At 71.9% G+C, this 25,681-nt stretch carries 22 protein-coding genes; 9 read left to right on the top strand and 13 right to left on the bottom strand.

All coding sequences use genetic code 11. The features are described 5' to 3' along the window. The first annotated feature begins 17 nt into the window (after positions 1-17). On the top strand, positions 18-695 hold the full coding sequence (locus BIU96_RS08925; protein ID WP_083402770.1) for a FadR/GntR family transcriptional regulator: 678 nt from the start codon (positions 18-20) through the stop codon (positions 693-695). 95 nt (positions 696-790) lie between these two features. Then, the gene (locus BIU96_RS08920) at positions 791-1,072 is read left to right on the top strand and encodes a GlsB/YeaQ/YmgE family stress response membrane protein (protein ID WP_071292246.1); all 282 of its coding nucleotides are present in this window, start codon (positions 791-793) and stop codon (positions 1,070-1,072) included. 94 nt (positions 1,073-1,166) lie between these two features. Here BIU96_RS08920 and BIU96_RS08915 read toward each other — a convergent pair whose 3' ends face one another. The 9 genes from BIU96_RS08915 to BIU96_RS08875 form a co-directional block, all read right to left on the bottom strand. Continuing rightward, entirely contained in the window at positions 1,167-2,129 is a 963-nt protein-coding gene (locus tag BIU96_RS08915; RefSeq protein WP_071292245.1) for an aldo/keto reductase, read from the bottom strand. Then, a complete protein-coding gene (locus tag BIU96_RS08910) occupies positions 2,126-2,446 on the bottom strand; it encodes an L-rhamnose mutarotase (RefSeq protein ID WP_071292244.1) in 321 nt (106 codons plus the stop codon). Before BIU96_RS08910 ends, BIU96_RS08915 begins: the two co-directional genes overlap by 4 nt. Further along, positions 2,446-3,771: an alpha-L-fucosidase gene (locus BIU96_RS08905; RefSeq protein WP_071292243.1), complete on the bottom strand. Its 1,326-nt coding sequence runs from the start codon at positions 3,769-3,771 to the stop codon at positions 2,446-2,448. Before BIU96_RS08905 ends, BIU96_RS08910 begins: the two co-directional genes overlap by 1 nt. A gap of 96 nt (positions 3,772-3,867) precedes the next feature. Next, entirely contained in the window at positions 3,868-4,785 is a 918-nt protein-coding gene (locus tag BIU96_RS08900) for a carbohydrate ABC transporter permease (RefSeq protein WP_083402769.1), read from the bottom strand. Further along, on the bottom strand, positions 4,778-5,755 hold the full coding sequence (locus BIU96_RS08895; protein WP_071292242.1) for a carbohydrate ABC transporter permease: 978 nt from the start codon (positions 5,753-5,755) through the stop codon (positions 4,778-4,780). Before BIU96_RS08895 ends, BIU96_RS08900 begins: the two co-directional genes overlap by 8 nt. A gap of 107 nt (positions 5,756-5,862) precedes the next feature. Continuing rightward, the gene (locus BIU96_RS08890; RefSeq protein WP_250900124.1) at positions 5,863-7,101 is read right to left on the bottom strand and encodes a sugar ABC transporter substrate-binding protein; all 1,239 of its coding nucleotides are present in this window, start codon (positions 7,099-7,101) and stop codon (positions 5,863-5,865) included. Positions 7,102-7,145: 44 nt separating this feature from the next. Further along, positions 7,146-8,483 (bottom strand): enolase C-terminal domain-like protein, encoded by a 1,338-nt coding sequence (locus BIU96_RS08885; RefSeq protein WP_071292240.1) that lies wholly within the window; start codon positions 8,481-8,483, stop codon positions 7,146-7,148. Between the two features lie 316 nt (positions 8,484-8,799). Next, a complete protein-coding gene (locus BIU96_RS08880; RefSeq protein ID WP_071292239.1) occupies positions 8,800-9,381 on the bottom strand; it encodes a TetR/AcrR family transcriptional regulator in 582 nt (193 codons plus the stop codon). A gap of 72 nt (positions 9,382-9,453) precedes the next feature. Further along, complete coding sequence (locus tag BIU96_RS08875) at positions 9,454-11,514, bottom strand: MDR family MFS transporter (protein ID WP_071292238.1); 2,061 nt, start codon at positions 11,512-11,514, stop codon at positions 9,454-9,456. A 216-nt stretch (positions 11,515-11,730) separates the two neighbouring features. On the opposite strand from BIU96_RS08875, the gene BIU96_RS08870 reads away from it, so the two are divergent. From BIU96_RS08870 to BIU96_RS08850, 5 genes are all read left to right on the top strand, one after another. Beyond that, positions 11,731-12,660, top strand: a complete 930-nt coding sequence (locus BIU96_RS08870; RefSeq protein ID WP_071292237.1) for a phosphotransferase — start codon at positions 11,731-11,733, stop codon at positions 12,658-12,660. 88 nt (positions 12,661-12,748) lie between these two features. Beyond that, on the top strand, positions 12,749-15,904 hold the full coding sequence (locus BIU96_RS08865; RefSeq protein WP_139199937.1) for an FtsX-like permease family protein: 3,156 nt from the start codon (positions 12,749-12,751) through the stop codon (positions 15,902-15,904). Beyond that, positions 15,901-16,770 (top strand): ABC transporter ATP-binding protein, encoded by an 870-nt coding sequence (locus BIU96_RS08860; RefSeq protein WP_083402768.1) that lies wholly within the window; start codon positions 15,901-15,903, stop codon positions 16,768-16,770. Before BIU96_RS08865 ends, BIU96_RS08860 begins: the two co-directional genes overlap by 4 nt. Next, the gene (locus tag BIU96_RS08855; protein ID WP_071292235.1) at positions 16,767-17,453 is read left to right on the top strand and encodes an ATP-binding cassette domain-containing protein; all 687 of its coding nucleotides are present in this window, start codon (positions 16,767-16,769) and stop codon (positions 17,451-17,453) included. Before BIU96_RS08860 ends, BIU96_RS08855 begins: the two co-directional genes overlap by 4 nt. A gap of 71 nt (positions 17,454-17,524) precedes the next feature. Next, positions 17,525-18,007 carry a hypothetical protein gene (locus BIU96_RS08850; RefSeq protein WP_071292234.1) on the top strand — a complete coding sequence of 161 codons (483 nt, stop codon included), beginning with the start codon at positions 17,525-17,527 and terminating at the stop codon, positions 18,005-18,007. A gap of 30 nt (positions 18,008-18,037) precedes the next feature. Here the strand turns inward: BIU96_RS08850 and BIU96_RS08845 are convergent, their stop codons facing one another. From BIU96_RS08845 to BIU96_RS08830, 4 genes are all read right to left on the bottom strand, one after another. Then, on the bottom strand, positions 18,038-19,492 hold the full coding sequence (locus tag BIU96_RS08845) for an SPFH domain-containing protein (RefSeq protein WP_071292233.1): 1,455 nt from the start codon (positions 19,490-19,492) through the stop codon (positions 18,038-18,040). Positions 19,493-19,685: 193 nt separating this feature from the next. Beyond that, positions 19,686-20,513, bottom strand: a complete 828-nt coding sequence (gene nadE / locus BIU96_RS08840; protein WP_071292288.1) for an ammonia-dependent NAD(+) synthetase — start codon at positions 20,511-20,513, stop codon at positions 19,686-19,688. A 39-nt stretch (positions 20,514-20,552) separates the two neighbouring features. Next, positions 20,553-20,732, bottom strand: a complete 180-nt coding sequence (locus BIU96_RS08835) for a hypothetical protein (RefSeq protein WP_071292232.1) — start codon at positions 20,730-20,732, stop codon at positions 20,553-20,555. A 164-nt stretch (positions 20,733-20,896) separates the two neighbouring features. Further along, on the bottom strand, positions 20,897-23,005 hold the full coding sequence (locus BIU96_RS08830) for a choice-of-anchor G family protein (protein ID WP_071292231.1): 2,109 nt from the start codon (positions 23,003-23,005) through the stop codon (positions 20,897-20,899). A gap of 424 nt (positions 23,006-23,429) precedes the next feature. On the opposite strand from BIU96_RS08830, the gene BIU96_RS08825 reads away from it, so the two are divergent. After that, positions 23,430-23,909 carry a MarR family winged helix-turn-helix transcriptional regulator gene (locus BIU96_RS08825; protein WP_254786044.1) on the top strand — a complete coding sequence of 160 codons (480 nt, stop codon included), beginning with the start codon at positions 23,430-23,432 and terminating at the stop codon, positions 23,907-23,909. A 212-nt stretch (positions 23,910-24,121) separates the two neighbouring features. Further along, the gene (locus tag BIU96_RS08820; protein ID WP_071292230.1) at positions 24,122-25,585 is read left to right on the top strand and encodes an MATE family efflux transporter; all 1,464 of its coding nucleotides are present in this window, start codon (positions 24,122-24,124) and stop codon (positions 25,583-25,585) included. Positions 25,586-25,681 lie beyond the last annotated feature (96 nt).

The following is a 25,681-nucleotide window of genomic DNA, read 5'->3' as shown; positions in this document are numbered from 1 at the left end:
GAGCAGGAGGTGGACGTGTGGCTTCGCTGACCGACGACGCGATCGCGCGCATCCAGCAGATGATCGTGAGCGGCGAGCTCCAGCCCGGGCAGCGCCTCCCGCCCGAGAAGGAGCTGAGCGAGTCGCTCGGGCTGTCACGGAACAGCCTGCGCGAAGCGGTGAAGGCCCTCGAACTCATCCGCGTGCTCGACGTCCGCCGCGGCGACGGCACCTACGTCACCTCCCTCGAGCCGGGCGTCCTGCTCGAGGCGGTGTCGTTCGTCGTCGACATGCACCACGACCGCTCGCTCGTCGACCTGCTCGAGGTCCGGCGCATCCTCGAACCCGCGTCCGCCGTGCTCGCGACGGCCCGCGCCTCCGAGCAGCAGATCGACGACCTGGCGACCCTGATGGCGTCGGTCGGCGAGGACACGGGCGTCGAGGACCTCGTCGCCCACGACCTGCTGTTCCACTCGACCATCGCCGGCATCGGCGGCAACCAGTACCTGTCCGGGCTGCTCGACGCCCTGTCGAGCAAGACCGTGCGCGTGCGGGTCTGGCGCGGCCTCACCCAGAACGGCTCGGTGCAACGCACGCTCGACGAGCACGCCGCGATCGTGGACGCGATCCGCCGCCGTGATCCGCAACTCGTGCAGTCCCTCGTGGTGTCGCACGTCGAGGGCGTCGAGCGCTGGCTGCGCCGGTCCCTCGACTGAACCTGAGAACGCGCTGGGGCACCGTCGTGTTGGGTAGGACGTCGGTCGTGAACCCGGCAACCCGCTGGACACGTTGACCCCACAAGGAGGAAACCGTGCTCGGTCTCATCATCAGCCTCATCATCGTCGGACTCATCGCTGGCGCCGTCGCCCGACTCGTCATGCCCGGGAAGCAGCACATCTCGATCCCGATGACCATCCTGCTCGGCATCATCGGCTCGTTCGTCGGAGGCTTCCTGGGCTTCCTGATCTTCCAGCACGACCCGATGGACGGCTTCTTCCAGCCGGCCGGCATCATCGGCTCGATCATCGGCGCGATCATCGTGCTGTTCATCTACCTGAAGGTCTCGGGCCGCAGCAGCGCCCGCACGCGCTAGTCGCGACGGCGCCGAGCGGCGCGCGAAGAACCACGAATCCGACATCGAACCGGGCGATTGCCCTGGTTCGATGTCGGATTCGTGGTTCCACGGGTCAGGCGTCGAGCAGGCCCGCGGCGCGCAGCTCGCCCCAGAGCGCCTCGGGGACGTCCGCCGCCGCCCGTCCGGCGTTCTCCCGCACCTGCTCCGCGGACTGGGCCCCGAGGGCGATCGCCCGGACGGCTGCGGCCCGGCGGGGGAAGGCCAGCGCGGCCTCGGGCAGCGTGACCCCGTGCCGTTCGCAGACGTCCGCGACGGCGTTCGCCCGCGCCAGGACCGGAGCCGGCGCGGTGGCGTAGTCGTAGGTCGCCGACGCGTCCGGACGGTCCTGCCCGAGCAGCCCCGAGTTGTAGACCCCGACCGCGACCACGGCGACACCGAGTTCCCCGCACCGTGCGACGAGCGACGCCGCAGGCTGCTCGAGCAGCGTGTACCGACCGGCGAGCATGACGACGTCGCACAGCCCGGTCTCGACGGCGCCCTCGAGCGCGGACACCGAGTTCGACCCCACGCCGACGGCGCGCACCACGCCCTCGTCCCGCAGCTCGGCGAGGGTCGGCAGCGCCTGCGTCAGCCCGTCGGTCAGCGAGTACACGTCCGGGTCGTGCAGGTACGCGATGTCCACGTGGTCGAGACCGAGCCGGTCGAGCGACTCGTCGAGCGAACGACGGACGCCCGACGGGGACGGGTCCCACTGCCGGACCAGGTCGTCCGGCACCGCGAACCCGCCCGACGCCAGGTCGTCGCCGTCGCCGCGACCGGGTACGAGCAGCCGGCCGACCTTCGTCGAGACCAGGTAGTCCGAACGCGGCCGGTCGGCGAGCGCCGCCCCGAGTCGCCGTTCGGACAGCCCGAGGCCGTAGTGCGGCGCCGTGTCGAACCCCCGCACGCCGACGTCCCACGCCGCGTCGACGGTGGCCCGGGCGTCCTCGTCGGACACCGCGTGCAGCAGGTTGGCGATGCCGGCACCGCCGAGCCAGAACGGCCCGCGGTCGAGGTCCACGGCGAGGTCGGTCATGCCTGTCCCTCCAGCGTCCAGACGAGCGGGATCCCGTCGTCGCTGCCGGAGTAGTCGTCGTCCGCCTCGAGGAGCGGGTTGATGACGTCCTGCCAGGCGGCGTTCACCGGGTCGTCGGCGAGCGACCGGCGCATCGCGCGGTAGTCCTCGACCTCGATCAGGTGGACCAGGTCCCGCCCGTCCCGCCAGATGCTCCAGTTCGACACCCCCGCCCCGCGGAGTCGGTCGACCAGTTCGGGCGGGATCGCGGCGTGCGCCTCCTCGTAGGCGGACTCCTGTCCCGCCCGCAACCGTGTCCTCGACACGATGCGCTGCATCAGTCGCGCAGGAACAGCTCGACCACCGGCACCGCGACGTCGGGCCGCACGATCGGCAGGGTCACCGTCAGGGTGCCGGCCGGCTGTCCGCCGAGCCCGGTGTTCTGCGCACGGGTGCCCTCCGGGATCTCGCGGAAGTGGATCTCGGACGCGTCGTTGAGCAGCTGCGCGTACTCGACCCTCCCGGCCAGGCCGGCCAGGTGCACGTGCTCGAACGGCCACGTGAACAGGTGCAGGTACAGCCGGTTCCCGTTCTGCGTGTACACGGTGCCCGCCGGTGCCCGGAAGGACGACGGCCCCGCGCCGTAGACGGACCGCGCGTGCTGGTGCATCCACGTCCCCATACCGGCGAGCGCGGTCCGTGCGACCCCGTCGAACTCGCCGCGGCCGGTCGGGCCGACGTTGAGCAGCATGTTCCCGTTGTTCGAGACGCCGTCGACGAGCATCCGGACGAGCAGGTCGACGCTCTTCACGTTGAGGTTGTCGCGGTCGTAGCCCCACGAGCCGTTGAGGGTCTGGCAGGCCTCCCACGGCACGCGCACGCCGTCGACCTCCATCGGCTTGTCCGGCTGGTACTGCTCCGGGGTGACGATGTCGCCGGGCAGGTCGAGCCGGTCGTTGACGATGATGCCCGGCTGGAGCCGCCTGGTCAGGTCGAGCAGCTCCTCGGACCCCCAGTCGTCTCGGCCCTTGCCACCCCAGATGTCCTCGTGGTCGTTGTCGCGGTACGAGAAGTCGTAGAAGAGGTAGTCGATCCGTCCGTAGTCGGTCAGCAGCTCCTCGACCTGCCCGTGCAGGTACGCGCGGTACCGGGCCATGTCGCGGCCCTCGTTGAGCGCGGCGATCGCTGCCTCGCCGTCGTCCCGTCGCGGGTGCACGCCGTCGATCGTGAAGTCCGGGTGGTGCCAGTCGATGAGCGAGTGGTAGAAGCCGACGCGCAGGCCCTCGGCCCGGACGGCGTCGACGAACTCGCGGACGATGTCGCGGCCGAAACGGGTGTTCGTCGCCTTGTAGTCGGTGAGCTTCGAGTCCCAGAGCGCGAAGCCCTCGTGGTGCTTCGTGGTGAGGACCACGTACTTCATCCCGGCCTCGCGGGCGCGGCGGGCCCAGTCGGCGGCGTCGAACAGGTCCGGGTCGAAGTGGTCGAAGTACTTCTGGTAGTCCGCGTCGGTGATCCGTTCACGGTTCTTCACCCACTCGTGCCGTGCCGGCAGGGCGTAGAGCCCCCAGTGGATGAACATGCCGAACCGGTCGTGGGCGAACCACGCGGGCAGGCCGGTGGCGTCGGTCGCGGTCTGCGGCTCTGCAGGTGCGGTGATGGTCATGTGGCGAGTCTTCCTTTCGGACGGGAGGAACGGTGCGGGTGGTCGGGGTGCGCTGCGGTCACGACGTGCTCGCGTCCACGGCGCGGTGCGGCTGGATCAGCGGCCGCCGAGGCCGGAGGTGACGATGCCCTTGACGAGGTGCTTCTGGAGCAGGACGAGCAGGATCACGGTGGGCAGCATCGAGATCACCGAGGCCGCCATCACGAGGTTCCACTCGGAGCCCTGCTGCCCGAAGAACTGCTGCAGGCCGAGCGGGATGGTGCCGTGGGCCTCGACGTCGTTCACGACGACGAGCGGCCAGAGGAACGAGTTCCAGTAGGAGATGAACGAGAACACCGCGAGGACGGCCATGGTCGGTCGGGCGAGCGGGAGCATCACCGAGAAGAAGGTCCGGATCGCCCCGGCCCCGTCCACCCGTGCGGCGTCGTCGAGCTCCTGCGGCACGGTGAGGAAGAACTGTCGCACCAGGAACGCGCCGAGGGCGGTGAAGGCCCACGGGATGATGAGCGCCTGGAACGTGTCAACCCAGCCGAAGCCCTGCATCATCACGTACATCGGGATGACCAGGACGTCCTGCGGGATCATCAGCGTGACGAGGAACAGCAGGAACACCGTGTTCCGGCCGCGCCAGCGCAACCGTGAGAACGCGTACCCGGAGAGCACGGCCACGGCGACGTTGATCGCCGTGCCGGCCGCGGCGACGAACACCCCGTTGAGGATGAACCGGGCGAACGGCAGGTAGGTGAACGCCTGCACGTAGTTGTCCCACTCGAGCGAGCGACCCCAGAGCGTCGGCGGGGTGGTGAACACCTGGTCGGCGGGCTTGAGGCTCGTCGCGACCATGTAGATGAGCGGCGAGACGAACAGGAGTGTGACGAGGCAGAGCAGGGCGTACCCGATCGCGTGCCGGACCCGCCCCGGTCGTGGCGCGGATTTCGTCCTGGCGACGGCACGGGGGTTGACCGTCCGGTTCGACGTGGTGGCACCGACGTGCCCGCGGACCGCTTCACTCATAGTGCACCCACCGCTTCTGCCCGAGGAACTGGACGGCCGTGATCCCGAGGATGATGACGAACAGCACCCAGGCGCCGGCCGAGGCCAGACCGAGCTGCTGGTTCTGGAAGCCGGTGTTGTAGATGTACTGCACGAGGGTCTCCGTCGCGGTGCCCGGCCCGCCCTTGGTCAGGACGAACGGCTGCACGAACACCTGGAACGAGGTGATCAGCGTCATCATCGTCGCGAAGAACACCGACGGCGAGATGAGCGGGAACTTGATGGCCCAGAAGGTCTGCCAGGCGTTCGCGCCGTCGAGCTGCGAGGCCTCGATCTGGTTCTCCGGCACGGCGTCGAGCGCCGCCGAGAAGATCAGCATGTTGTAGCCGAAGCCCTGCCAGACGCTCATCGCGACGATGGCGAGCATCGCCCAGTGCTCATCGGCGAGGAAGTTCGGCGCGTGCACGCCCACGGTGGACTGCAGTGACGCGTCGATCGCCCCACCGGGCTGGTACAGCATCCGCCAGACCACGACGTTCGCGACGATCGGCGTGATGGTCGGGATGAAGAACAGGACGCGGAAGACGTGCCGGCCGGCGATCCGCGGTGTCAGCCAGGCGGCGAGCCCGAGCGACACGACGAGGTTGAGGGGCACGTAGAGCACCACGAACAGCGCCGTGTTGAGTGCGACGGTGCGGAAGACCGGGTCGGCGAAGAGCCGGGCGTAGTTCTCGATGCCGGCCCAGCTGCGCTCGCCGAGCATGGGCCAGTTCATGAAGCTGACGACGAGTGAGGCGATGATCGGGAACGCCGTGAAGACGACGAGTCCGATCGAGTGCGGTGCCGCGAACGCGGCACCCCACCAGGAGCGGCGCCCGAGCGCGCTCGTGTCCTCGCCGTCCTTCCGCCGCGGGGTGGCGGCTCCGACCGCGACCGCGGTCGCGACCGCGGGGACGGCCGCTTCGGCCGGTGGGTCCTGGATGGTGGTCATGCGACGACCTCCTCGTCGTTCGCGCGGTCCTGAACAGGGGATGGATCGGACGGGAGGCCCGTGGCGGGACCGCAACGGGCCTCCCGTCCGATCACTGGTTCAGCTGGTCACTGCGTACCGAGCTGGCCGGCGATGGAGGACATCGACTCCTTGCCGGAGGTCTGCCCGTTCACCGCCTGCAGCGCGTACTGCGTGAACAGCTGTGACAGCTGGTCGCTCTGCTTGTTCCCGAGGAGCGGCGACGACTTCGCGAGTCCCGCCTTGAGCGCGGCCTCGGCGCCGTCGATGCCGGCGCTCGAGTACCACGCCGACTGGGCAGCGGTGCGGCCGGGGAAGGCCCGTCCCGCTTCGGCGAGCGACGTCAGGACCTTCTCGCTGGTCATCGTCTGGACGGCCTTGAACGCCTGCTCCGGGTACTTGCACTGCTTCGAGACACCGAAGCCGGAGCCGGCGGCGAAGGTCGACGGACCGGACGTCCCCGCGGGGAGCGTCGTGACCCCGAGGTCGAACTTCACCTTGGCCTTCTGGCTGATGAGCGACCACGGACCGTCGGTGTACATCGCGACCTTGCCGGCGGCGAAGTCGTTGCCCGGCGTCGACGAGTCCGACGACGCCTGCGTCGCGTAGCCCTTCTTCACCAGTGTCGAGAGCCAGTCGAGGCCGTCCGCGAACTTCGCGTTCGACGCGTCGAGCTCACCGTCGGACGTGATCACCCGGCCACCGTTGTAGCCGTAGACCATCGACTCGAGGTTGAGGTCGCCGACCGTCGAACCGAACATGGTGATGCCCTTCGCCTTGAGCGCGGCACCCGCCGCCTCGAAGTCGTCGACGGTCCACCCCGGCTTCGGCTCGGCCACCCCGGCCTTCGTGAAGACGTCCTTGTTGTAGAACATCATGATGGGGCCGGTGTCGTAGGGCAGGCCGTAGAGCTTCCCGTCGACCTTCATGCCGTCGAGCGCGGTGCTGTCGAACGCGGACAGGTCGGTGCCGTCCTTCTTCGCGAGGTCGTCGAGTGGCAGCAGCGACGACGTGTAGTTCGCGGTGCGGAGCGACTGCATGCTCACGACGCACTGGGCGCCGCCCGCACTCAACTGCGTGCTGAGCTTCGTGAAGTAGTTCTCGAACGGCGCGCCCTGGATCGTCAGGGTGATGTCGTCCTCGGTCTTCACGGTGTCGGCGACCTTCTGCCAGGCGGCCTTGTCCTCCTTCCCGGCGATCCACATGGACCAGGTCAGGGCGTCCTTCGACTGGCTTCCGCCGGCACTGCTGCCGGAGGAACAGCCGGTGAGCACGAGGGCCGCGGCAGCTGCTGCCGCGAGCCCGGTGATGATGCGTCGTCGTTGCATCGGAGTCTCCACTTCGTCGTGGTGATGGGGTGTGTGGGGTGGGATCAGGCGACGCGGACCGCGTCGGGGACCGTCTCGGTGTCGACCACGGCCCAGGCCGGGCCGTCCGGGAACGCGTAGGCGTCGAGGGAGTCGGCGAGCATCTCGGTGCCGGCTCCCGGAGCGGTCGGCGGCCAGTAGCGGCCGTCGTGGACGTCCACCGGGGTCACGAAGTGCTCGTGCAGGTGGTCGACGAACTCGATGCAGCGGGTGTCGAGGTCGCCCGTCAGCGCGACGGCGTCGAACATCGACAGGTGCTGCACCGCCTCGCAGAGGCCGACCCCGCCGGCGTGCGGGCACACCCGGACGCCGTGCTTCGCGGCGAGCAGCAGGATCGCGAGGTTCTCGTTGACCCCCGCGACCCGGGTGGCATCGATCTGCAGCACGCTCATCGCGCCAGCCTGGATGAGCTGCTTCGCGATCACCCGGTTGGCCATGTGCTCGCCGGTCGCGACCGGGATCGGGGCGATGCGCCGGGCGATCTCGGCGTGCCCGAGGACGTCGTCGGGGCTCGTCGGTTCCTCGACCCAGGCGAGGTCGAACGGGCGCAGCCGCTCGATCCAGGTCACGGCCTCGTCCACGTCCCAGCGCTGGTTGGCATCGACCGCGATCCGGATGTCCGGGCCGACCGTGGTGCGGGCGATGCCCATCCGGCGGACGTCCTCGTCGATGTCGCCGCCGACCTTGAGCTTGATCTGGGTGAACCCCTCGTCGACGGCTTCGCGGCAGAGGCGCGCCAGCTTCTCGTCGTCGTAGCCGAGCCAGCCCGGGGTGGTCGTGTACGCCTGGTAGCCCTGCTGTTCGAGCCGGGCCCGACGGGTCGCACGGTGCGGTTCGGCGGCGCGGAACAGCTCGAGCGCCTCGGCCGGGGTGATCGCGTCGGTGAGGTACCGGAAGTCCACCAGGTCGACGAGCTCCTCGGGGCTCAGGTCGGCCAGCAGCGCCCACAGCGGCTGCCCCGCGCGCTTCGCCCGGAGGTCCCAGAGCGCGTTCACCACGGCGCCGATCGCCATGTGCATCACGCCCTTCTCCGGGCCGAGCCAGCGCAGCTGCGAGTCGTGGACCATCGCACGCCAGGTGCCGCCCATGTCGGCGAGGACCGCTTCGGCGTCGGCACCGACCACGTGCCCGCGCAGGGCGGCGATCGCGGCTTCCTGCACCTCGTTGCCACGGCCGATCGTGAAGACGAAGCCGGTGCCGACGTGCCCGTCGCGGGCGTCGGTGCTGATCTCGACGTACGCCGCGGAGTAGTCGGGCGCCGGGTTCATCGCGTCGGATCCGTCGTGCTCCCGCGAGGTCGGGAACCGGACGTCGCGCACGCGCAGACCGGTGATGCGGCTCATCGTGTCTCCTGCCCGTCCGGTCTCCGTCGACCGAACGAGGCAATCGAAACATCCGATGTCTCTGCTGTCAAGAGGGCACGAGGTTGCGTTTCAGCCACGAAGCGCGCCAAGTCGTCCGATGACTCGCGCCGTCCGCCCGCCCCGGAGCCGTTCCGCGCGTAAGAGGTCGTTCCGCGCGTAGGAGGTCGTTTTTTCCGACCACCTACGCGCGATTCCGCTTTCCACTGCACGCGCGATGGGTCGGAACGCACCGACGGCCTGGAGGCGCGGTGCGGGTCGGGCCCGCACCGCGCCTCCAGGCCGTGGTCGCGCTGGGTCAGGCGGTGGCGAGCCGGCCCATCTCGGCGACCACACCTCGGAGCCGGTCCGCCAGGTCGTCGCGGGAGCCGACCGTGAAGCGGTGCGCCGCCTCGATGACCGCGGCCATCACGAGCGTCACCGCCGTGCGTGCCGAGTCCGGGTCGGTCCGCTGCGAGGCGACCTCGTGGACGGCGAGCCGGGCGTCGGCCATCCACTGCAGCATCGTCGGGACCATCTCGGGCCGGGCCTGCACGAGCTCCTTCATGCGGCGACGGTCCTCCGGCAGGGTGACCGTCTGCGCGACGAGGTCGCAGAGGTCCGAGACGAGCGGCCCCTCAGCGGCGAGGAACGTCGCTCGGGCCTCGTCGGGGACCGTCGTCGCGGGCAGGCCCAGTGCGGCGTTGCCCTTCGACGGAAAGTAGTTGAAGAACGTCCGCGGCGAGACGCCGGCGGCGGCGCAGATCTCCTCGACCGTGACGCCGGCGAGCCCGCGGTCGGTGACGAGCTCGAGCGCGGCGGCGTGGATCGCAGCGCGGGTCTGCTGCTTCTTGCGCTCCCGGAGGCCGCAGTCGGCGGCGGGGGCTTCGCTGGTGGTCACGTGCTGCTCCTGGTGCGGAACGGGTGGTGCGGGACGGGGCCTCCCTCGAGGTGGAGGGAGGCCCCGTTCGGCCTAGTCGTTCGACGCGCCCCGCTGGACGGGGATCGAACCGGTCACGGGCGCGGTGGGCGAGCCCATGGTGTCGGCGGCCTTGACCGCCTGCACCTCGAGGTCGTCGGCCGTGCCGGCGTTGTCGGCCTGCTCCTGCAGGGCCGAGCTCTTCCGGAGCGGCGGCGCCTTGAAGAACCAGCTCAGGACGAACGCGAGCAGGATCACCGCGAAGCCGACCCAGTAGACGGTCACGGCCGAGGTGTTGAACCCCGTCATGAACGGCTTCGTGAGGGCCTTGTCCGCGCCGTTGAGGTAGGACGTGTCGCTCGTCTCGGCGTTCGAGTCGCCCGAGCTGTTCGCGCCCTTGTCGATCTGCTTCGCGAGCGTCGGCGCGAGGTCGTTCACCCAGTAGGTGCGCTGTGCCGCGTTCGACCAGTCGACGGCGAGCTTGCCGTCCTGCACGCTCGCGTGCGCCTGGGTCGCGGCGTTCGCCAGCGCCTGCTGCTGCACCGACTCCGGAGCGCCGGCGGTGGCCTGGGTCACCTTGGCGGTCGCGGCGTCGAGGCCGGTCTGCACCTGCTGCTTCACCGGGGTGACGATCGGGTTCCAGATCTGGTCCATGACGCCCTGGTTCGCCTTCGCCGTCGCGACGGTGGGGTTCAGCGCGGCGTCGAGGGCCGGGGTCAGGTTCTTCTCGTCCGCCGTGGCGTGCAGGATGTTCGCCGGCATGATCGAGAACAGGACCGACAGCAGCACCGCGGTGCCGAGCGTTCCACCGATCTGGCGGAAGAACGTGGCGGAGCTGGTCGCCACGCCCATGTCGCGCGGCTGGACCGAGTTCTGCGAGGCGAGGGTGATGCTCTGCATGAGCTGGCCGAGGCCGAGCCCGATCAGGAACATGCCGATCATCAGGAACCACAGCGGCTTGTCGATCGTCATGAAGGTCAGCACGACGTAGCCGCACGAGACCAGCGCCGTGCCGATCACCGGGAAGATCCGGTAGCGGCCGGTGCGGGCGACGATCTGGCCCGAGGCGATCGAGGCGATCATGAGCCCGCCGATCATCGGCAGGGTCGCGAAGCCCGACTCGGTCGGGGTCAGCCCGGTGACGATCTGCAGGTAGAGCGGGATGGTCAGCATGGCGCCGAACATCGCGAAGCCGACGAGGAAGCCGAGGATCGTGGCCATCGAGAACGTGCCGGAGCGGAACAGCTTCAGCGGGATGATCGCGTCGTCCTTCATGAGCGTCTCGACGACGAGGAAGGCGACGAGCCCGAGGGCACCGATCACGTAGCAGGCGATCGCGCCGGCCGAACCCCAGCCCCACGTGCGGCCCTGTTCGGCCACCAGCAGGAACGGGACGAGCGTCACGATGACGGAGGTCGCGCCCCACCAGTCGATGCGGGGCTTCGCCTTGGCGTCGCCGAACTTCGGCAGGTGCAGGAACGCGATGACCATGAGGAGGGCCGCGACACCGATCGGGACGTTGATCAGGAAGACCCACCGCCAGCCGGTGATGCCGAGGATGCTCGACGCGCCGGCGAACAGCCCACCGATGAGCGGGCCGATGACGCTCGAGATGCCGAAGACAGCCAGGAAGTACCCCTGGTACTTCGCACGCTCGCGCGGGGCGAGGATGTCGCCCATGATCGCCAACGGGAGCGACATCAGCGCACCCGCACCGATGCCCTGGAAGGCGCGGAACGCGGCGAGCATGATCATCGACGTCGACATGGTCGAGAGCAGCGACCCGAGGATGAACACCGCGATGCCGAAGATGTAGAGCGGCCGACGCCCGAAGACGTCGGACAGCTTGCCGTAGATCGGCGTCGTGATGGTCGACGCGATGAGGTACGCGGTCGTGACCCAGGCCTGCTGGTCGAGCCCGTGCAGGTCGTCACCGATCGTGCGGATCGCCGTGCCGACGATCGTCTGGTCGAGGGACGACAGGAACATGCCGGCCATCAGGCCGTAGATGACGAGGAGGATCTGGCGGTGCGACATGATCGGCTTCCCCGGCGTGCTGGCCGGGGTGCTCTGTCGTCCGCGCTGCACCTCGACGGGTGCGGTGGCAGTAGACATGGGGTCCTTCAGGGGTGCGAGGGGTGAGTGCGTGCTGGTGCGTGGTCGCGAGGGACGCCGGAGCGTGCTGGCGGGCCGGTGACGGCGGGTCAACCTTGCAGACAATGCAACTTTACACCCAGAGCACGTTTGCCGACAACGCAAACTTGCCGAGAGCGCACGTTCGTGAACGGCTTCTCAGGGTGGGCCGCCCGGTACCGTGAACCCGTGGGGCGGATGACGTGGGACGAACTGCCGACGGCCCTGCGCCGTCGGGTGGAGGGGGCGCTCGGGGGCGAGGTGGTCGAGGCCGAGTCGCAGGCCGAGGGGTACTCGCCCGGGAGTGCCGATCGGGTCGTCGTCAGGGGCGGCGGCCGGGCGTTCGTCAAGACGGTCTCCCGATCGCGCAACGCCGACGCCTTCGATCTCCACCGACGAGAGGCCGACGTGATGGTGCAGCTCCCGCAGTCGGTCCGTGCTCCACGGTTGCTCACCGCGATCGAGGACACCGCCGACGGCGACGACTGGATCGCCCTGGTGCTCTCCGACGTGGACGGCCGCCATCCGGGTGGGAGCCGCGACGGAACCGACATCCGAGCGGTGCTCGACGCGCTCGACACGTTGCCCGTCGCCACCGGCGCGCTGGCGGCACGGCCACGGCTCGCGGCCGAACTCGCGGGAGCGTTCGACGCGTGGGACCGGATGCTCGCCACCGGGCTGCCGTCGTCGATCCCGCAGCCCGTCGCCGCGGCGGCACAGGCCTTCGCCCGGACGGCGGCCGGGAGCGCTGCCCTGCTCGACGGGGACCACCTCGTGCACGTGGACTGCCGTGCCGACAACCTGCTCGTCGACCACGCGGGGCAGGTCTGGGTGCTCGACTGGCCGTGGGCGGCCGTGGGCGCGCACTGGTTCGATCCGCTCGCCTACCTGCTCGACGTGCTGGTCCGGGGCGAGTCGACCGACGTGGAGGCGCACCTCGCCGAGCACCCGGTGTTCGCCGGGCTGACCGCGCCGACCGTGGACGCGGTCCTGGCGGGGCTGGCGGGCACCTTCTTCGAGAACGCCGCGCGGCCCGCGATCCCGCAGATGCCGACGCTCCGGGACTTCCAGCGACGCGAGGGACTGGCAGCGGCGGAGTGGCTCCTCCGCCGGTGGACGACGCGCTGACCGCCGCGCACAGGTGACCGCCGCACGCCACACCGGTGTGCCAGACTTCCGACGTCGGCGCTGGTGCCGACCGCGCGAGGGGGTGCCGGTGGGACGAGGGTCGGCTCCGTTCTGGGCACGCAGCGTCCGTCGCCGCCCCGCGGCCGCCGTGGTGCTCGCACTCCTCGCACTCGTCGCGACCGTGGTGTCCGTGATCGCGCCCCTGCTCCTCCGCGCCGTCGAACAGTCGACGCTCGACGATGCGCTCGCCCACGCCGGGGTGCGCGGCACGTCGATCGCAGCCTCGGCCGAGATCGAGTACCAGAAGCTCAGCGAGGCCCAGGGAGCGGTCGTCACGACCACTTCCGCAGCGACGGAGAGCCGCCTCTGGCACGGAGAAGTCGTCGTCGCCGAGTCGAAGGCCCTCGTCTCCTACCGAGCGCCGTCCGATCCGGCCGACGCCGACGTGCGGTACACCCAGCTCGCCGGGCTCTCCGACGACTGCGCGTCCCTCGGCCTCGTCGACGGGCGGTGTCCGTCCGGTTCCGACGAGGTGCTCGCCCCGGCAGGCTCCGGGATCGCGACCGGGGCGGTGCTGCCGCTCTCCGTGCTCGACGTCCCCGAGCAGTCCGTCCGCGTGCGGGTGGTCGGCACCTACGACGCAACGAGCCGCGTCGGCCGGATCGCGAGCGCGCCCGGCAAGCTGTTCGGCAGCGGCGGCACCGGCGGCCCCGACCTGGTGATGTCCCTCGCCGGGTTCGACGACCTGTCGATCACCGGGACGATGTGGTCGGTCAAGACCCTCCGGCACGGGCTCCGCCTCGACGACGTGCCCGCGGTGGTGCGCGACGTCGCAGCCGCTCGGGACGGCACGCTGACCGAGAGCAGCGCACAGTCGTCGGTGTCGGTGCAGGAACGGATCGACGACCTCGTCGACCGGGTGGCGGACGGGAACGACGCCGCGACGACGATCGTCGCCGTGACGGCACTGCAGGCGGTCGTGCTGGCGTGGTTCGCCCAGGGGGTCGTCGCCGGCCGCATCGGGCAGGCGCGCGCGGCGGAGTGGGGACTCGCCCGGCTGCGTGGGCTGCCGGCGCGACGTCGGTTCGCCGCGGTCCTGCTCGAGCCCGTGCTCGCGACGGTCGTCGGCGCCGTCGCCGGCGCGGCTGCCGGTCTGGGCCTCGCCGCACTCTGCGCGCCGGTGCTGCTCGGCGCGGGGGCCCCGGCCCTCGAACCGCTCCGCGCGCCCGTCCTGCTCGCCCTCGCCGCGGCGTTAGCCGGGTCGCTCGTCGCCCTCGTCGTCGCGAGCGCCCGCGCGTCACGGGTGCCGCTCGTCGACCTGCTCCGGCGTGTCACCGAGCCGCGGACCCTGTCCCGCGCGGGCGCGGTCGTGCAGGCGGTGGCCGTGATCGCCGCGGTCGTCGGACTCGCGGCCGTCGCGACCGAGACGGAGGTCACCGGTCCGAGCATCGCGCTCCTCGCGCCGTCGCTCATCGCCGTCCTGCTGGCGATCGTCGGACTGCGAGTCGGGGTCGCCGTGGTCCGTCGCCGGGCCGACCGCCCGGCGCGTTCCCTCACCGAACTGCTCGTGGTGCGTCGGATCGCGCGGACGCCGTCGGTGCTGACGACCGCAGTCATGGTCGTCCTCGGCGTCGCGCTCGCGGTGTCGTCGACGCAGACGGCCGTCCTGGCAGTCCGCCTCGCCGACGACCGCGCGGCCGCGACCCTCGGCGCGGCGACCGTCCTCGACGTGCGGGTGGCCGAGGACACGCCCTTCGTGCAGGCCGTGCGCGACGCCGATCCCGGCGGGCGGTCGGCGATGGCGGTGCAGGCGACGTCCAGGGGGGTCGGCGTCGGACGGCTGATCGCCCTCGACTCCACACGCCTCGCCGCCGTCAGCGCGTGGGACCCGACCTGGAGCGGGCGCAGCACGGCCGCCCTCCAACGCGAACTCCGTCCGACGGGTGGCCGGTCGCTCCGCCTGACCGGGACGCAGCTCGCCGTGACGCTCCGCGAGGTCGGCGCACCCGACGGCGAGGCGGCGAAGACCGTCGCCCCCGCAGACCCCGCCGACGTGGACGTCGTCGCCGTCGTGCAGGCGACCGACGGCTGGCACCGGGTCGTCCTCGGCGCACCGCGGGACGGCACGCTGACGAGTGCCCGCGGCGCCCTCCCCTGCACCGACGGCTGCCGACTCGTCTGGCTCGGCCTCGAGACCAGCGCGACCACCAGCGCACCCTACGGACTCGGGGCGACGATCACCGACGTCACGGTCGGGGACGGCACGACGGCGCGGTCGGTCGGCGCCGCCTGGCTCCACGCGGACCGCTGGCGGAGCCGCCTCGGCGAGAACCCGCTGCCGGACGGCGGCCCGACCGCCACCCTCGGGGACCGCCGCGACGGCCTCCGCGTCTCGTGGGTCGACCCGACGGGTTCCGGGACACCGAGCATCACCCCGCGGGACGGCGCCGAGCCCCTCCCGACCGTCATCGGTGCCGCGACGGTCACGCAACCGTTCGCGGGCGTTCCCGACGCCACGGTCGGCATCGGGCTCAACGGTGAGTCGATCGTGCTGCGCGTGGTCGGGACGGCGCCGGCGCTCCCGCGGGTGCTCGCCGACGGCGCCCTGGTCGACCTGACCTCGGCCGGCCACGTTTCGAACCCGGTCGGCACGGGCACGGACCACGAGGTGTGGGTCGCACCCGGGGCCGAGCGGCGCGTCACGGCCGCCCTCGCCCGGAACGGCGTGACCGTGACGGGCCGGCACACCCTCGCGGACGCCGAACGCCGGGCCGAGCGGAGTGCCCCGGTGCTCGGGGCACTGGTCGGCGTCCCGACCGCCGGCGCGGCCCTCGTGCTCGTCCTGCTCGTCGTCGCCGGGGTCGGTGCGATCGGAGCGCGTCGCCGTCGTGACGACGTGGACGTGCTCCGGACGAGCGGGTTCCCGCGCAGCGCCGTGCGTCGAGCCGTGCTCCGCGAGACGTTCCTCCCCGCCGCGGCCGCCGTCCTGCTCGGCGCGGTGGCGGGGACGATCGCCACGGTGGTGACCGCCGCGCGGCTCCCGCTGCGCGCCGAGGCCGTCCCGCCCCTCGGAGTGCCCGTGGGGCCGCTCACCGTGCTCGCGGTCACGGCGGTGACGATGCTCGTGCTGCTCGCCGTCTCCGCCGGGGTCGCCGCCGTCGGCGCGGACGGTTCCGGCCGACCGCGCGGCACCGGCGACGGAGCGGAGCACCGGCGCCCGCGAGACGGGAGGCCCGCACCGTGACGCCATCGCGCTCCACGCCCGTCGCGGACGACGGGTCCCTCCCGGCGTTCCGCGCCTCGGGCCTCGTGCACGTGTACCGGGAGGCCGAGGTCGACGTGGCCGCCCTGCGCGGCGTCGACCTGACGGTGCCGCCCGGGCAGCGCGTCGCCCTGCTCGGCCCGTCCGGTTCGGGCAAGTCGACCCTGCTGTCGATCGCCGCCGGCCTGATGCGACCGAGTGCCGGCACGGTGACCATCGGCGCGCAGGACCTCGGCACCGCCGACCGGCGCGACCTCGACCGGCTGCGGCGTGACGTCCTCGGACTCATGCTGCAGGGCGCCGACGTCAACCTCATCGGCCACGAGTCGGCCCGCGCCAACGTCGCCTGGACGGTCCGTGGGATCCCCGGCCGCGACAGCGCACTCGGCGAGCGTGTGCTGGCAGCCGGCGGGGTCCCCGACGACGGCCGTCCCGTCGCCGAGCTGTCCGCGTCGCACCGGCAGACCACGGCACTGGCGGTGGCGCTGGCGTCCCGCCCACGGCTGCTGCTCGCCGACGAGCCGACGAGCCGCCTCGACACCGCCGCGCGGGATGCCCTGCTCGACCTGCTCGTCGCCGAGACGGAGCGGGAGGGGATCGCGGTCCTGCTCGTCACCCACGACGAGGCCGTCGCCCGCCGGATGCAGCGGATGATCCACCTCCGCGACGGCCGGGTCGGCGAGGAGGACTCCGGGTCGGGGCGCCGCGCCGTCGTCGCGGCCGACGGTTCCGTGCCGATCCCCCAGCACCTCCGGGGCGACTGGCCGACCGGTGCACTCGTCACGGTCGAGCCGGACGGCGCGGGCGGCCTGCGCATCCGACGGGCGGACGAGGAGGCGACGGCGTGACGGCACTGGTGTTCGAACGGTTCACGGTCGGGTTCGGCGACCGTGAGGTCTTCGCGGTGGACGGCCGGGTCGACGCAGGCGCGGTCGTGGTCGTGACCGGGGAGGACGGCGCCGAGGTGTCCGCGGTGCTCTCGGCCGTCGTCGCCGCGCTCGACCCGGACGCGCCCCCGCTCGATCGGTCGGCACGCGCCAGGAGCACGGGCTCGGTCCGGATCGAGGACCTCGCCGCCGGACGGCCACCGCTCGCGCTCCTGACGCGGGACCACGATCTGCTCGGAGCCCTGACCGCGACCGAGAACGTCGCACTCGGCCTGCTCGCGCACGCGCCGTCCCGCCGTCGCGCGGAGCGGGGACGCCCTGACCGGGACGACCGCATCACGGAGGCCCTCGACGCCGTCGGGGTACCGCCGGCGGTCCGCACCAACCTCGCCGAGCAGCTCTCCGGCGGGCAGCAGCAGCGCGTCGCACTCGCTCGGGCGCTCGCGGTCGATGCCGGTGTCACGGTGCTCGACGACCCGACGAGCGAGCTCGACCCGGCATCGGGGGTCGTCGTCCTCCACGCGCTCGAGGCCGCGGCCGACCGGGGCGGGATCGTGGTCGTCGGGCGCTCGTCCGACGACGAGGTACCGACGTCGGCGATCCTCTTGCGGATCGGTCACCGCGGCCGGCACGCTCCGGTCTGAACGGGTCACCGTCGGCCGCGGTACCCCATCGATCCAGGAAGCGCGACCCCCGGGAGCGTACGGTCCTCCGCATGACTGACGAGCACGGCAGCACCCCACGTCCCGAGGACGACGCCGCACGACTCGGACTGGTCGTCGTCGGCGAGGCAGCAGCACTGCACTCGGGCGACGAGGCGGCCCTGGACGCGAGCGAGCAGAACATCCGCGACACCATCGACGAGATGATCGACGAACCGTTGACCGACCGGCAGGAGGAGGTCGTCGAACGGCTGGCCGCCGCTGGTGGGACGCTCACCGCGGGCCTGAGCGGGGCGCTCGCCGCCCAGTCCGGACGGAGCGTCGACGACATCCTCGAGGGCGCCGCACGCAGCGTCGTCTGGCAGCAGCGGCTGTCGCAGCAGCGTGACGACGCCGAACACGACGCCCGTCACCAGCACGATGCCGGTCACCAGCACGACGGCGTCGACGAGCGCGAGGACCACGGCGGCCAGCGCGAGGACGCCGGTGGCCAGCAGCGCGAGCGCCGGAACGACGACGGGCGCGACGAGGCCTGAGCCCCGCCGCGCCCGCATCGGGCACCGCCCCTACTCGGCGGCGAGCGGCTCCTGCGCCTGCTCCCGCACGACGGCGCGGGCAGCGGCCTGCCCGGTCGTGGTGCTCTTCACGATGTCGCTCAGGGTGAAGCCGGCCGTCGTGCCGAGCAGCGCGTCGACCTCGCTGAACTGACTGACGACGCTCTTCGACAGGGCACCGGCGCCGTCGGACGACACCACCGTGAGCTTGTCGATGTTGCCCATCGGGGCCGCGAGCTCGCGGGCGATGCTCGGCAGCGTCTCGATCGCCTTGACCCGGAGGACGGCGTCGGAGTGCTGGGCGAGGGCGTCGGCCTGCGCCTTCGTCGCGTCGGCCTCGGCCTGACCCTTGGCGCGGATCGCGTCGGCGGCCGCTTCACCCTCGGCACGCGATGCGTCGGCGGCGAGCTTGCGGGCCTCGGACTCGGCCTTCGCCTCGGCGGCGATCGCCTCGGCGGAGATCCGCCGGGCCTCGGCCTGGGCACGGGCCGTCTCGACCTGGGCAGCAGCGGCCGCTTCGGCCTCGACGCGGGTCTTCCGCGCCTGCGCCTCGGCGACGGCGCTGACCTCGGACTCGAGCTCGGCGCGACGGAGTTCGGCACGCTTCTGCGCGGTCAGCTGCTCCTGCTCGACGACGCCCTGGGCGGCACGGGCCTGGGCGAGCGGACCCGCCGCCGCGGCCTCGGCCGATGCACGGTCGGCATCGAGCTGCAGCGCTGCCCGTCGGATGGCGAGTGTGTTCTCCGCCTCGGCGATGGCCTGGTCGGCGGTCGCCCGAGCCTCGCGCGCTTCGCGGTCGGCCTGGGCCTCGGCGTTCTCGGCCTCGAGCCGGACACGCGCACGCTCGGCACGACCGAGGTCGCTGATGTACTCGTTGCGGTCCGAGATGCCCTTGATCTCGAACGAGTCGACGTCGAGCCCCTGGCTGTGCAGGGCGTCCTTCGCGACGTCGAGCACGGCGACGGTGAGCTGGTCGCGGTTGCGGATGATCGTGGAGACGTCGGTCGCGCCGATCGAGGCGCGGAGCGAACCCGACAGGACCTCGCGCGCGAAGTCGTCGATCTTCTTCTCCTGCCCGAGGAACCGCTGCGCGGCTGCCCGGATGGAGGCGTCGGTCTCGCCGACCTTGACGAGGGCGACTGCCTCGACGTCGATCGTGACGCCGCGGGAGTCCTGCGCGTTGACGTTGATGTCGATCGCCCGGGAGCTCAGCGAGAGCTTCGCGACCTTCTCGAAGAACGGTCGGACGAGCACGCCGGCGCCGAGCACGACCTTGATGCCGGACTCGACCGTCTCGGTGCCGTCCGAGTTCTTGACCTTGCGTGAGCGCTTGCCCGTGATGATGAGTGCTTCGTCGGCACCCGCGTTCCGGTACACGACCTTCGCGTAGATCAGCGCGATGATCGCCAGGACGATGATCCCGCCGATGATCAGCGGGACGGCTCCGAGCGCGAACAGGACTTCCATGACTCCCCCTCCGGTCCAGCGTCCGGCCACATCCGGCCCGACCTGGATTCCGCATCTGTTGTTCCGTTGCCTCCCATCCTAGGAGCGGGAGCCGACAGCAGGAGGGTGCCGGGGGCGAGATGTGGAGAACCGACGGGAGGCGCGGTGCGGGTCGGACCCGCACCGCGCCTCCCGTCGGTGGTTGCGTGAGCGCCTACGCGCCGGCACGCCACCAGTCGTCGAAGGGCGTCGCCGGGACCTGGCGCTTGTGCTCCGTCGCGCGGTAGCGCGTCTCGATCGCCTCGGCGACCTCCACCGGCACGTCGTGCCCCTGCAGGTACGCGTCGATCTCGGCGTAGCGGAGCCCGAGGTTCGCCTCGTCGGTCTGGCCGGGCGTCTCGTCGAGCAGGTCCGCCGTGGGGGCCTTCTCGTACAGGCGGGCGGGTGCGCCGAGGTGCTCGAGCAGCTGCCGCCCCTGGCTCTTCGTCAGGCCCGTGAGCGGCGTGAGGTCGACGCCACCGTCGCCGTACTTGGTGAAGAAGCCGGTGACGGCCTCGGCCGCGTGGTCCGTGCCGACGACGAGGAGTCCGAGTTGTCCCGCCACGGCGTACTGGGCGACCATGCGCATCCGCGCCTTGACGTTGCCCTTCACGAAGTCGCTCAGCGGGACGCCGGACGCCGCCGTGTCCTGCACGACCCCGTCGACCCCGTGCTCGATGTTGATCGTGATGCCCGGGTCGGCGGCGATGAACTGCAGGGCGAGCTGCGCGTCGTCCTCGTCCGCCTGCACCCGGTACGGCATGCGAACGGTGGTGAACGCGGCGGCGTGCCCCTCGGCGCGGAGGGACTCCACCGCGAGCTGGGTCAGTCGGCCGGCGAGCGTGGAGTCCTGGCCGCCGCTGATCGCGAGCAGGTAGCCCGCGGCGCCGGTGGTCAGCAGGTAGTCGCGCAGGAACCCGACCCGACGGGCGACCTCCTGCTCGGGGTCGATGGTCGGCTGGACGTTGAGGTCCGCTGCGATGGCGGCTTGGAGTTCACGCACCACCTCAGTATCCCGCTGCGACCGCCGACGCGCACGGGTTCAGCGCACGGGTTCGGCACCGATCGGCCGGACCGTGTTGTCGTGGTCGGTGCCGATCGCGCAGGTGCAGACGACGCCGAGGGTCTCGGCGGAGCGGGTCAGCCGGAACCGCTCGACGTGCGGCGGTCCGACGCGGCGGTCGAGGGGGTGGGTGTCGTGGTCGTGCACGGTGGTCCTCACGGCTCGAGGGTGGACGGGGTGGGAACGAGAGCGGAGAAGAGGCCGGTGCGGTGGCGGCCCGAACCACCACCGCACCGGTCGGGGCCGCGGCGACCCGAACGCGCCGCGACCCCTGGGAGACGGGCGCCGGTCCCCACCGGCGCCCGTCGGGGTCGTTCGACCGATCAGACGCGGCGCAGACGACGCGCGACCAGGGTGCCGCCGCCGGCTGCGAGGAGCAGCCCGGCGAGGAGCATCAACGGCAGGACCTCGGCGCCCGTGAAGGCGAGGGAGCCCGGGCCGGCTCCGGCCCCGGCTCCGGCTCCGAGACCGCCGGCACCACCGGCGCCACCGACTCCGCCGGCACCGCCGTCACCGCCCGCTCCCGGGCCACCCGGACCGCCGGGCGTCCCGGGATCGGTCGGGTCCGTGGGGTCGGTCGGGTCGACCGGCGCCGCAGCGACCGCGAAGGTGACCGAGTCCGGGTCACTGACCAGGGCGCCGATGGTCTCGACGGCCTCGGCCTCGTGGTCGCCGACCGCGACGTCGGGGAACGTCACCGTCCAGGTGCCGTCCTCGTCGGCGACGGTCGACTGGACGCCGTCCGCGTCACCGTCGAGCGTGACGTCGACGTCGGCTCCGGGCTCCGCCGTGCCGGTGACCGGCACGTCGGTGGTGTCGTCGTCGGTCTCGACCGTGTAGTCCGTGCCGTCCTCGGGCGAGGTGATCGCGATCCCGGCGAAGGGGTCCGCCTGCACGGTCGCGGTGGCCAGGTCGACCGTCGCGAGGTCGGCCGCGGGCAGGAGCTGCACCCGGACCGCCCGAACCGTGGTGGCCCCGGTGGCGTCGGCGGTCGGCTCGGTGAAGGCCGGTGCCGTCTGCGAGTTGATCGTGATCGACACGAGCTCGTTCACGATGTCGAGCAGCGGGTCGAGCGCCGTGACCGTGCCGGTCGCCGTGGTGAGGAGTGTCTGCACCGTGTTCGCGACGAAGTCGCCCCCGAGCACGTCGCCGACGATCCCGGTGAGCGCCGGCACGACGGTCGAGCCGAGCAGCGGCTGGAGCAGCGGGTCGAGCGTCCCGAGCACCGGGCCGAGGATCCCGTCGCCGGCCACCGTGAGGGTGGCGCCGTCGCCGGTGCCGAGCAGGTCACCGACGGTGGTGTCGACGGTGAGGGTGAGGCCCGCGACGTCGAGCCCGGCCAGGTCGACGCCCGTGTCCACGACGAGCTGCACCGCGGCGGCGTCGAGCGCGTTCGTGATGGTGCTCGTGAGGAGCGCCGGCAGCTGCTCGGTGAGGATGTCCGAGATCGCGCCGGTGATCTGCGCGTTCACGGTGTCGCTCGCGAGGAGCTTCGTGTTCGCCGGCAGGTCGTTCAGCGTGTAGAGCTGCCCGAGGTCGATCGAGACGACGCCGGTGGACAGGTCGAGCGTGACCGGACCGTCCGTCAGCGGCTGCTGCGTGACGGTGGCGAGCGCTCCCTGCAGGTCGACGTCCGCGGTGAGCTGCGCCGTGGTGTCGTCGAGGCTGAGCACGCCGAGCCCGAGGGTGTTGACGGCGTCGGTCACCGGGCCCAGCAGCGAGGCGGTCAGGTCGGTCGTCAGACCGTCCTCCCCGAGTGCCGTGTTCACGGTCGTGTCCGTCGTGCCGAGCGTCGTGTCCAAGCTCGTCACGAGCTGCTGCACCGCCGGGCTGACCAGGCGGACCTGCGCACCGGCGACCTGGTAGTCGGTGGTGACGTCGGCGCCGTCGAAGGTGCGGTCTGCCTCGGCCCGAGCCGACAGCGCGCCGAGCCCGACGGAGAGTTCGCTCACGACCCCGTCGACGTCGAGGTCGCCCAGGAGCGGCGTGAGGTTCACGGTGGCGGCGGTACCGGGGGTCCCCGGGCCGACTTGGATCGCGCCGTCCGCCCCGACCGCACCCGAGGCGGCGACCGCCGAGGTGGTGTCGGTCGCGGCGACCTGTCCGGCGACCCCGACGTTCACGAGGCCGTTCTGCCCGAGCAGCTGGATCCCGCCGGGGACGTTGATCCCGATGCTGTTGAGCACCGCGAGGTCGAGCGGGTCGGACCCGCCGGCCGCCTGGCCGCCTGGAGCGGTGGCCCCGAACGACCCGGCGAGCGCCGCCACGTCGTCGAGGTCGATCGTGCCGCTCCCCGCGATGAGCCGACCTTCGGCCTGGGTCGCGTCCGAGGCGGCTGCGTGTGCGGGGAGGGCTGCTCCCCCGATGATGACCGCCGCGACGGTGGCCGTGGCGCCCGCGCGGAGCGCGATGCGTGTTGCTGTGCGTGGCATGGTGCCTCTTCCTCCGGCGGAGGAGTCCTCCGCCGCTGATCCATCCCGCGGTGGTTGGCCGTGGGATCCGACGAGGTCGCTGGTGAGGCGGCCCCGGAGTCACGTGTGCGCGTCGAGCTGTGCGCGGGCGCGGCTATCCGGCGTGACCACCTCCGGGGAGGAGGGGTCGGCAGGCCGTGGCTCCCACGAACGGGCGCATCGAAGGTGCGCGCATGGTTCGTCCTCGTGCCATTCCTGATCCCCTCGGGTGAGCCCGGCGACGTGGTCGAGCTGAGGATGAGCGGCTGGTGAGACCGCGTTCCTGTGCAATCTACAAGGGGTGTCGGGGGTGCTGGCGATACCCCCGTTCGGGAGGGCCGCGTGCTGGACATCCTCAACAGTTCGATCGTTGACAGTTAGACATCGAACGGTTAGTGTTCTGAGCATGACGAAGCAGGACTCCCGGACGTCGCAGCAGCCCCAGCCGCAGCAGGCGCCCCGGATGGACTCCCCCCTCCAGCAGATGCGCTGGATCGGGTGGGCGCAGCGGAAGGCCGCCGAGGAGTGGGTGCGGGAACGCGACCTCACCCAGGAGCAGTCCTTCGTGCTCGGGTACCTGCAGCGCACGCCCGGGGCGATCCAGCGGGACATCGCCGACATCACCCGGACGAGTGCGGCCAGCGTCTCGAGCCTCCTGCAGGGGCTCGAGCGCCGCGGGCTCGTCGAACGCCGCGCCGACGCCGGGAACGCCCGGACGAAGCGCGTGTACGCCACCGACGAGGGCATCGCCCTCATCGCCGGGTTCGAGGACGCCATGGTCGCCCTCGACGACGTCCTGCTCGCGCCGCTGAGCGAGGACGAACGGACCACGCTGCAGGCCCTCCTGCAGAAGGTCACGGCCGACCTGCCGGAGCCGACCCGCTAGCACCCGACCCCGGCACCCCCGCCCGCGCCGACCCGCTCGGCGCACCCCGCGCCTCCCGGTCCACCGCCGGAGGCCCCACCGTCGCGCCCGCTCCCGAGGCGCCCCGTCGCGCCCGCACCCGCGGACCGCGATCCCACGCGACCGCGCCCGCGGCCCGCGCGCTCCGTCGTGCCCGGAAGGGCGGGCGGAGCCCTGCCCTGAAGGAGGCAGTCATGAGCACCACGTCACCGTCCACCACCGAGCCGACGCCCGGACCCACGCCCGGCACCGCCGCGGCGAAGAACCGCTGGTACCTCTCCGCCGCCCCCATCGGCAGTGCCCTCCTGCACCTCTGCGTGCCGATGGCCGCCGCGATGGTCGTCAGCGCCGTCTACAACGTCATCAACGCCGGGTTCATCGGCGCGCAGCACGACACCTCGCTGCTCGCCGCCATCACGTTCGGCACCCCGCTCCTCGGCCTCATCATGGCGGTCGGCGGTGTGTTCGGCGTCGGTGGCAGCGCGCTCATGTCCCGGATGCTCGGTGCCTCCGAGCACGACCCGGCGAAGGCGCAGGACATCAAGCGCGTCGCCTCGTTCGCGCTCTGGGGCGCGGTCGTCACCGGTGCCGTCCTCGCCGTGATCGGCCTGGTCTTCCTGCAGCCGCTCGTCGCCGTGCTCGGAGCCGATGCCGCCGCGGTGCCGGCCACGAGCGCCTACGTCGCCGTGATGCTCGCGTTCGTGCCGGTGCTGGCCGCCTCGTTCGCCCTCGAGCAGATCGTCCGCTCCGAGGGCGCCGCACGGCAGGCGATGGTCGGCCTCGTCCTGTCGACCATCGGCAACCTGGTGTTCGACGTGCTGTTCATCCTCGTCCTGCACTGGGGCGTCGCCGGCGCGGCCCTCGCCATCGGGCTCGGCAACCTCGTCGCGATCGGGTACTGGATCGTGTGGCTGCAGCGGCACAGCGAGAACGTGAGCTTCGCGCCGAAGTGGTTCACGCTGCGCCGCGACGTGCTGGCGGGCGTGTTCGGCATCGGCTCGAGCGAGCTGCTGCAGTCCGCGTTCCTCATCGTCACGACCCTCGTGCTCAACAACCTCGCGGCCGCCTACGGGGACGACCCGCTGGCAGCGATGGGCGTCGCCGTCCGGATCGCCCAGGTACCGGAGTTCCTCGTGATGGGCGTCACCATCGGCGTGCTGCCCCTCCTCGCCTACGCGTTCGGCAAGGGCGACGCCGCACGACTGCGAGCGGCCCTCCGCGGGGCGGCGTTCACCGTCGGCACGATCGTCCTGGTGTTCTCGGGCACGGTGTTCGTCTTCCGCGAGCAGGTCTTCACGGTCTTCTCCGGCGACCACTCGGTGCTCGCCGTCGGTCTGACGATCCTCACCGCGCAGCTCGTCGCGACCATCGTCAACGGGTTCACCGGACTGCTCACCTCGCTCTTCCAGGCGACCGGCATGGTGCTGCCCGCGATGGTGCTCTCGATGGCGCAGGGCGTGCTCTTCGTCCCGATCGTCATCGTCGGCAACGTCTGGTTCGGGCTCGTCGGGATCATCTGGGCGCTGACGGTCACCGAGGTGCTCGTCTTCGCGGCGGCCCTGGTCCTGTGGCTCGCGTCCCGAGGTCGGATCGCTCGCGGTCTCGCTGCGGGCTCGCCCGAGCGGGCGGACGCGTCGCTGGAAGCGGCGGCCGCCTGACGCACTGGACCTGCGCCCGGACAGACTGGAGGCGCGGTGCCGGCTGGCACCGCGCCTCCAGGCCGTCGGTGGGTGCGCTGGTGCGCGACGGGTTGG

It is taken from the genome of Curtobacterium sp. MCBA15_008 (assembly GCF_001865065.1).
Lineage (GTDB): Bacteria > Actinomycetota > Actinomycetes > Actinomycetales > Microbacteriaceae > Curtobacterium.
This window is presented reverse-complemented; position numbering and strand designations above follow the sequence as displayed.

Bases quoted from the DNA above. Each gene is read 5' to 3' on its own strand.
- BIU96_RS08890 (WP_250900124.1), bottom strand. From the start codon at position 7,101: ATGCAACGACGACGCATCATCACCGGGCTCGCGGCAGCAGCTGCCGCG.
- BIU96_RS08910 (WP_071292244.1), bottom strand. From the start codon at position 2,446: ATGCAGCGCATCGTGTCGAGGACACGGTTGCGGGCGGGACAGGAGTCC.
- BIU96_RS08915 (WP_071292245.1), bottom strand. From the start codon at position 2,129: ATGACCGACCTCGCCGTGGACCTCGACCGCGGGCCGTTCTGGCTCGGC.
- BIU96_RS08885 (WP_071292240.1), bottom strand. From the start codon at position 8,483: ATGAGCCGCATCACCGGTCTGCGCGTGCGCGACGTCCGGTTCCCGACC.
- BIU96_RS08900 (WP_083402769.1), bottom strand. From the start codon at position 4,785: ATGAGTGAAGCGGTCCGCGGGCACGTCGGTGCCACCACGTCGAACCGG.
- BIU96_RS08875 (WP_071292238.1), bottom strand. From the start codon at position 11,514: ATGTCTACTGCCACCGCACCCGTCGAGGTGCAGCGCGGACGACAGAGC.
- BIU96_RS08820 (WP_071292230.1), top strand. From the start codon at position 24,122: ATGAGCACCACGTCACCGTCCACCACCGAGCCGACGCCCGGACCCACG.
- BIU96_RS08905 (WP_071292243.1), bottom strand. From the start codon at position 3,771: ATGACCATCACCGCACCTGCAGAGCCGCAGACCGCGACCGACGCCACC.
- BIU96_RS08895 (WP_071292242.1), bottom strand. From the start codon at position 5,755: ATGACCACCATCCAGGACCCACCGGCCGAAGCGGCCGTCCCCGCGGTC.
- BIU96_RS08825 (WP_254786044.1), top strand. From the start codon at position 23,430: ATGACGAAGCAGGACTCCCGGACGTCGCAGCAGCCCCAGCCGCAGCAG.
- BIU96_RS08870 (WP_071292237.1), top strand. From the start codon at position 11,731: ATGACGTGGGACGAACTGCCGACGGCCCTGCGCCGTCGGGTGGAGGGG.
- BIU96_RS08830 (WP_071292231.1), bottom strand. From the start codon at position 23,005: ATGCCACGCACAGCAACACGCATCGCGCTCCGCGCGGGCGCCACGGCC.
- BIU96_RS08845 (WP_071292233.1), bottom strand. From the start codon at position 19,492: ATGGAAGTCCTGTTCGCGCTCGGAGCCGTCCCGCTGATCATCGGCGGG.
- BIU96_RS08850 (WP_071292234.1), top strand. From the start codon at position 17,525: ATGACTGACGAGCACGGCAGCACCCCACGTCCCGAGGACGACGCCGCA.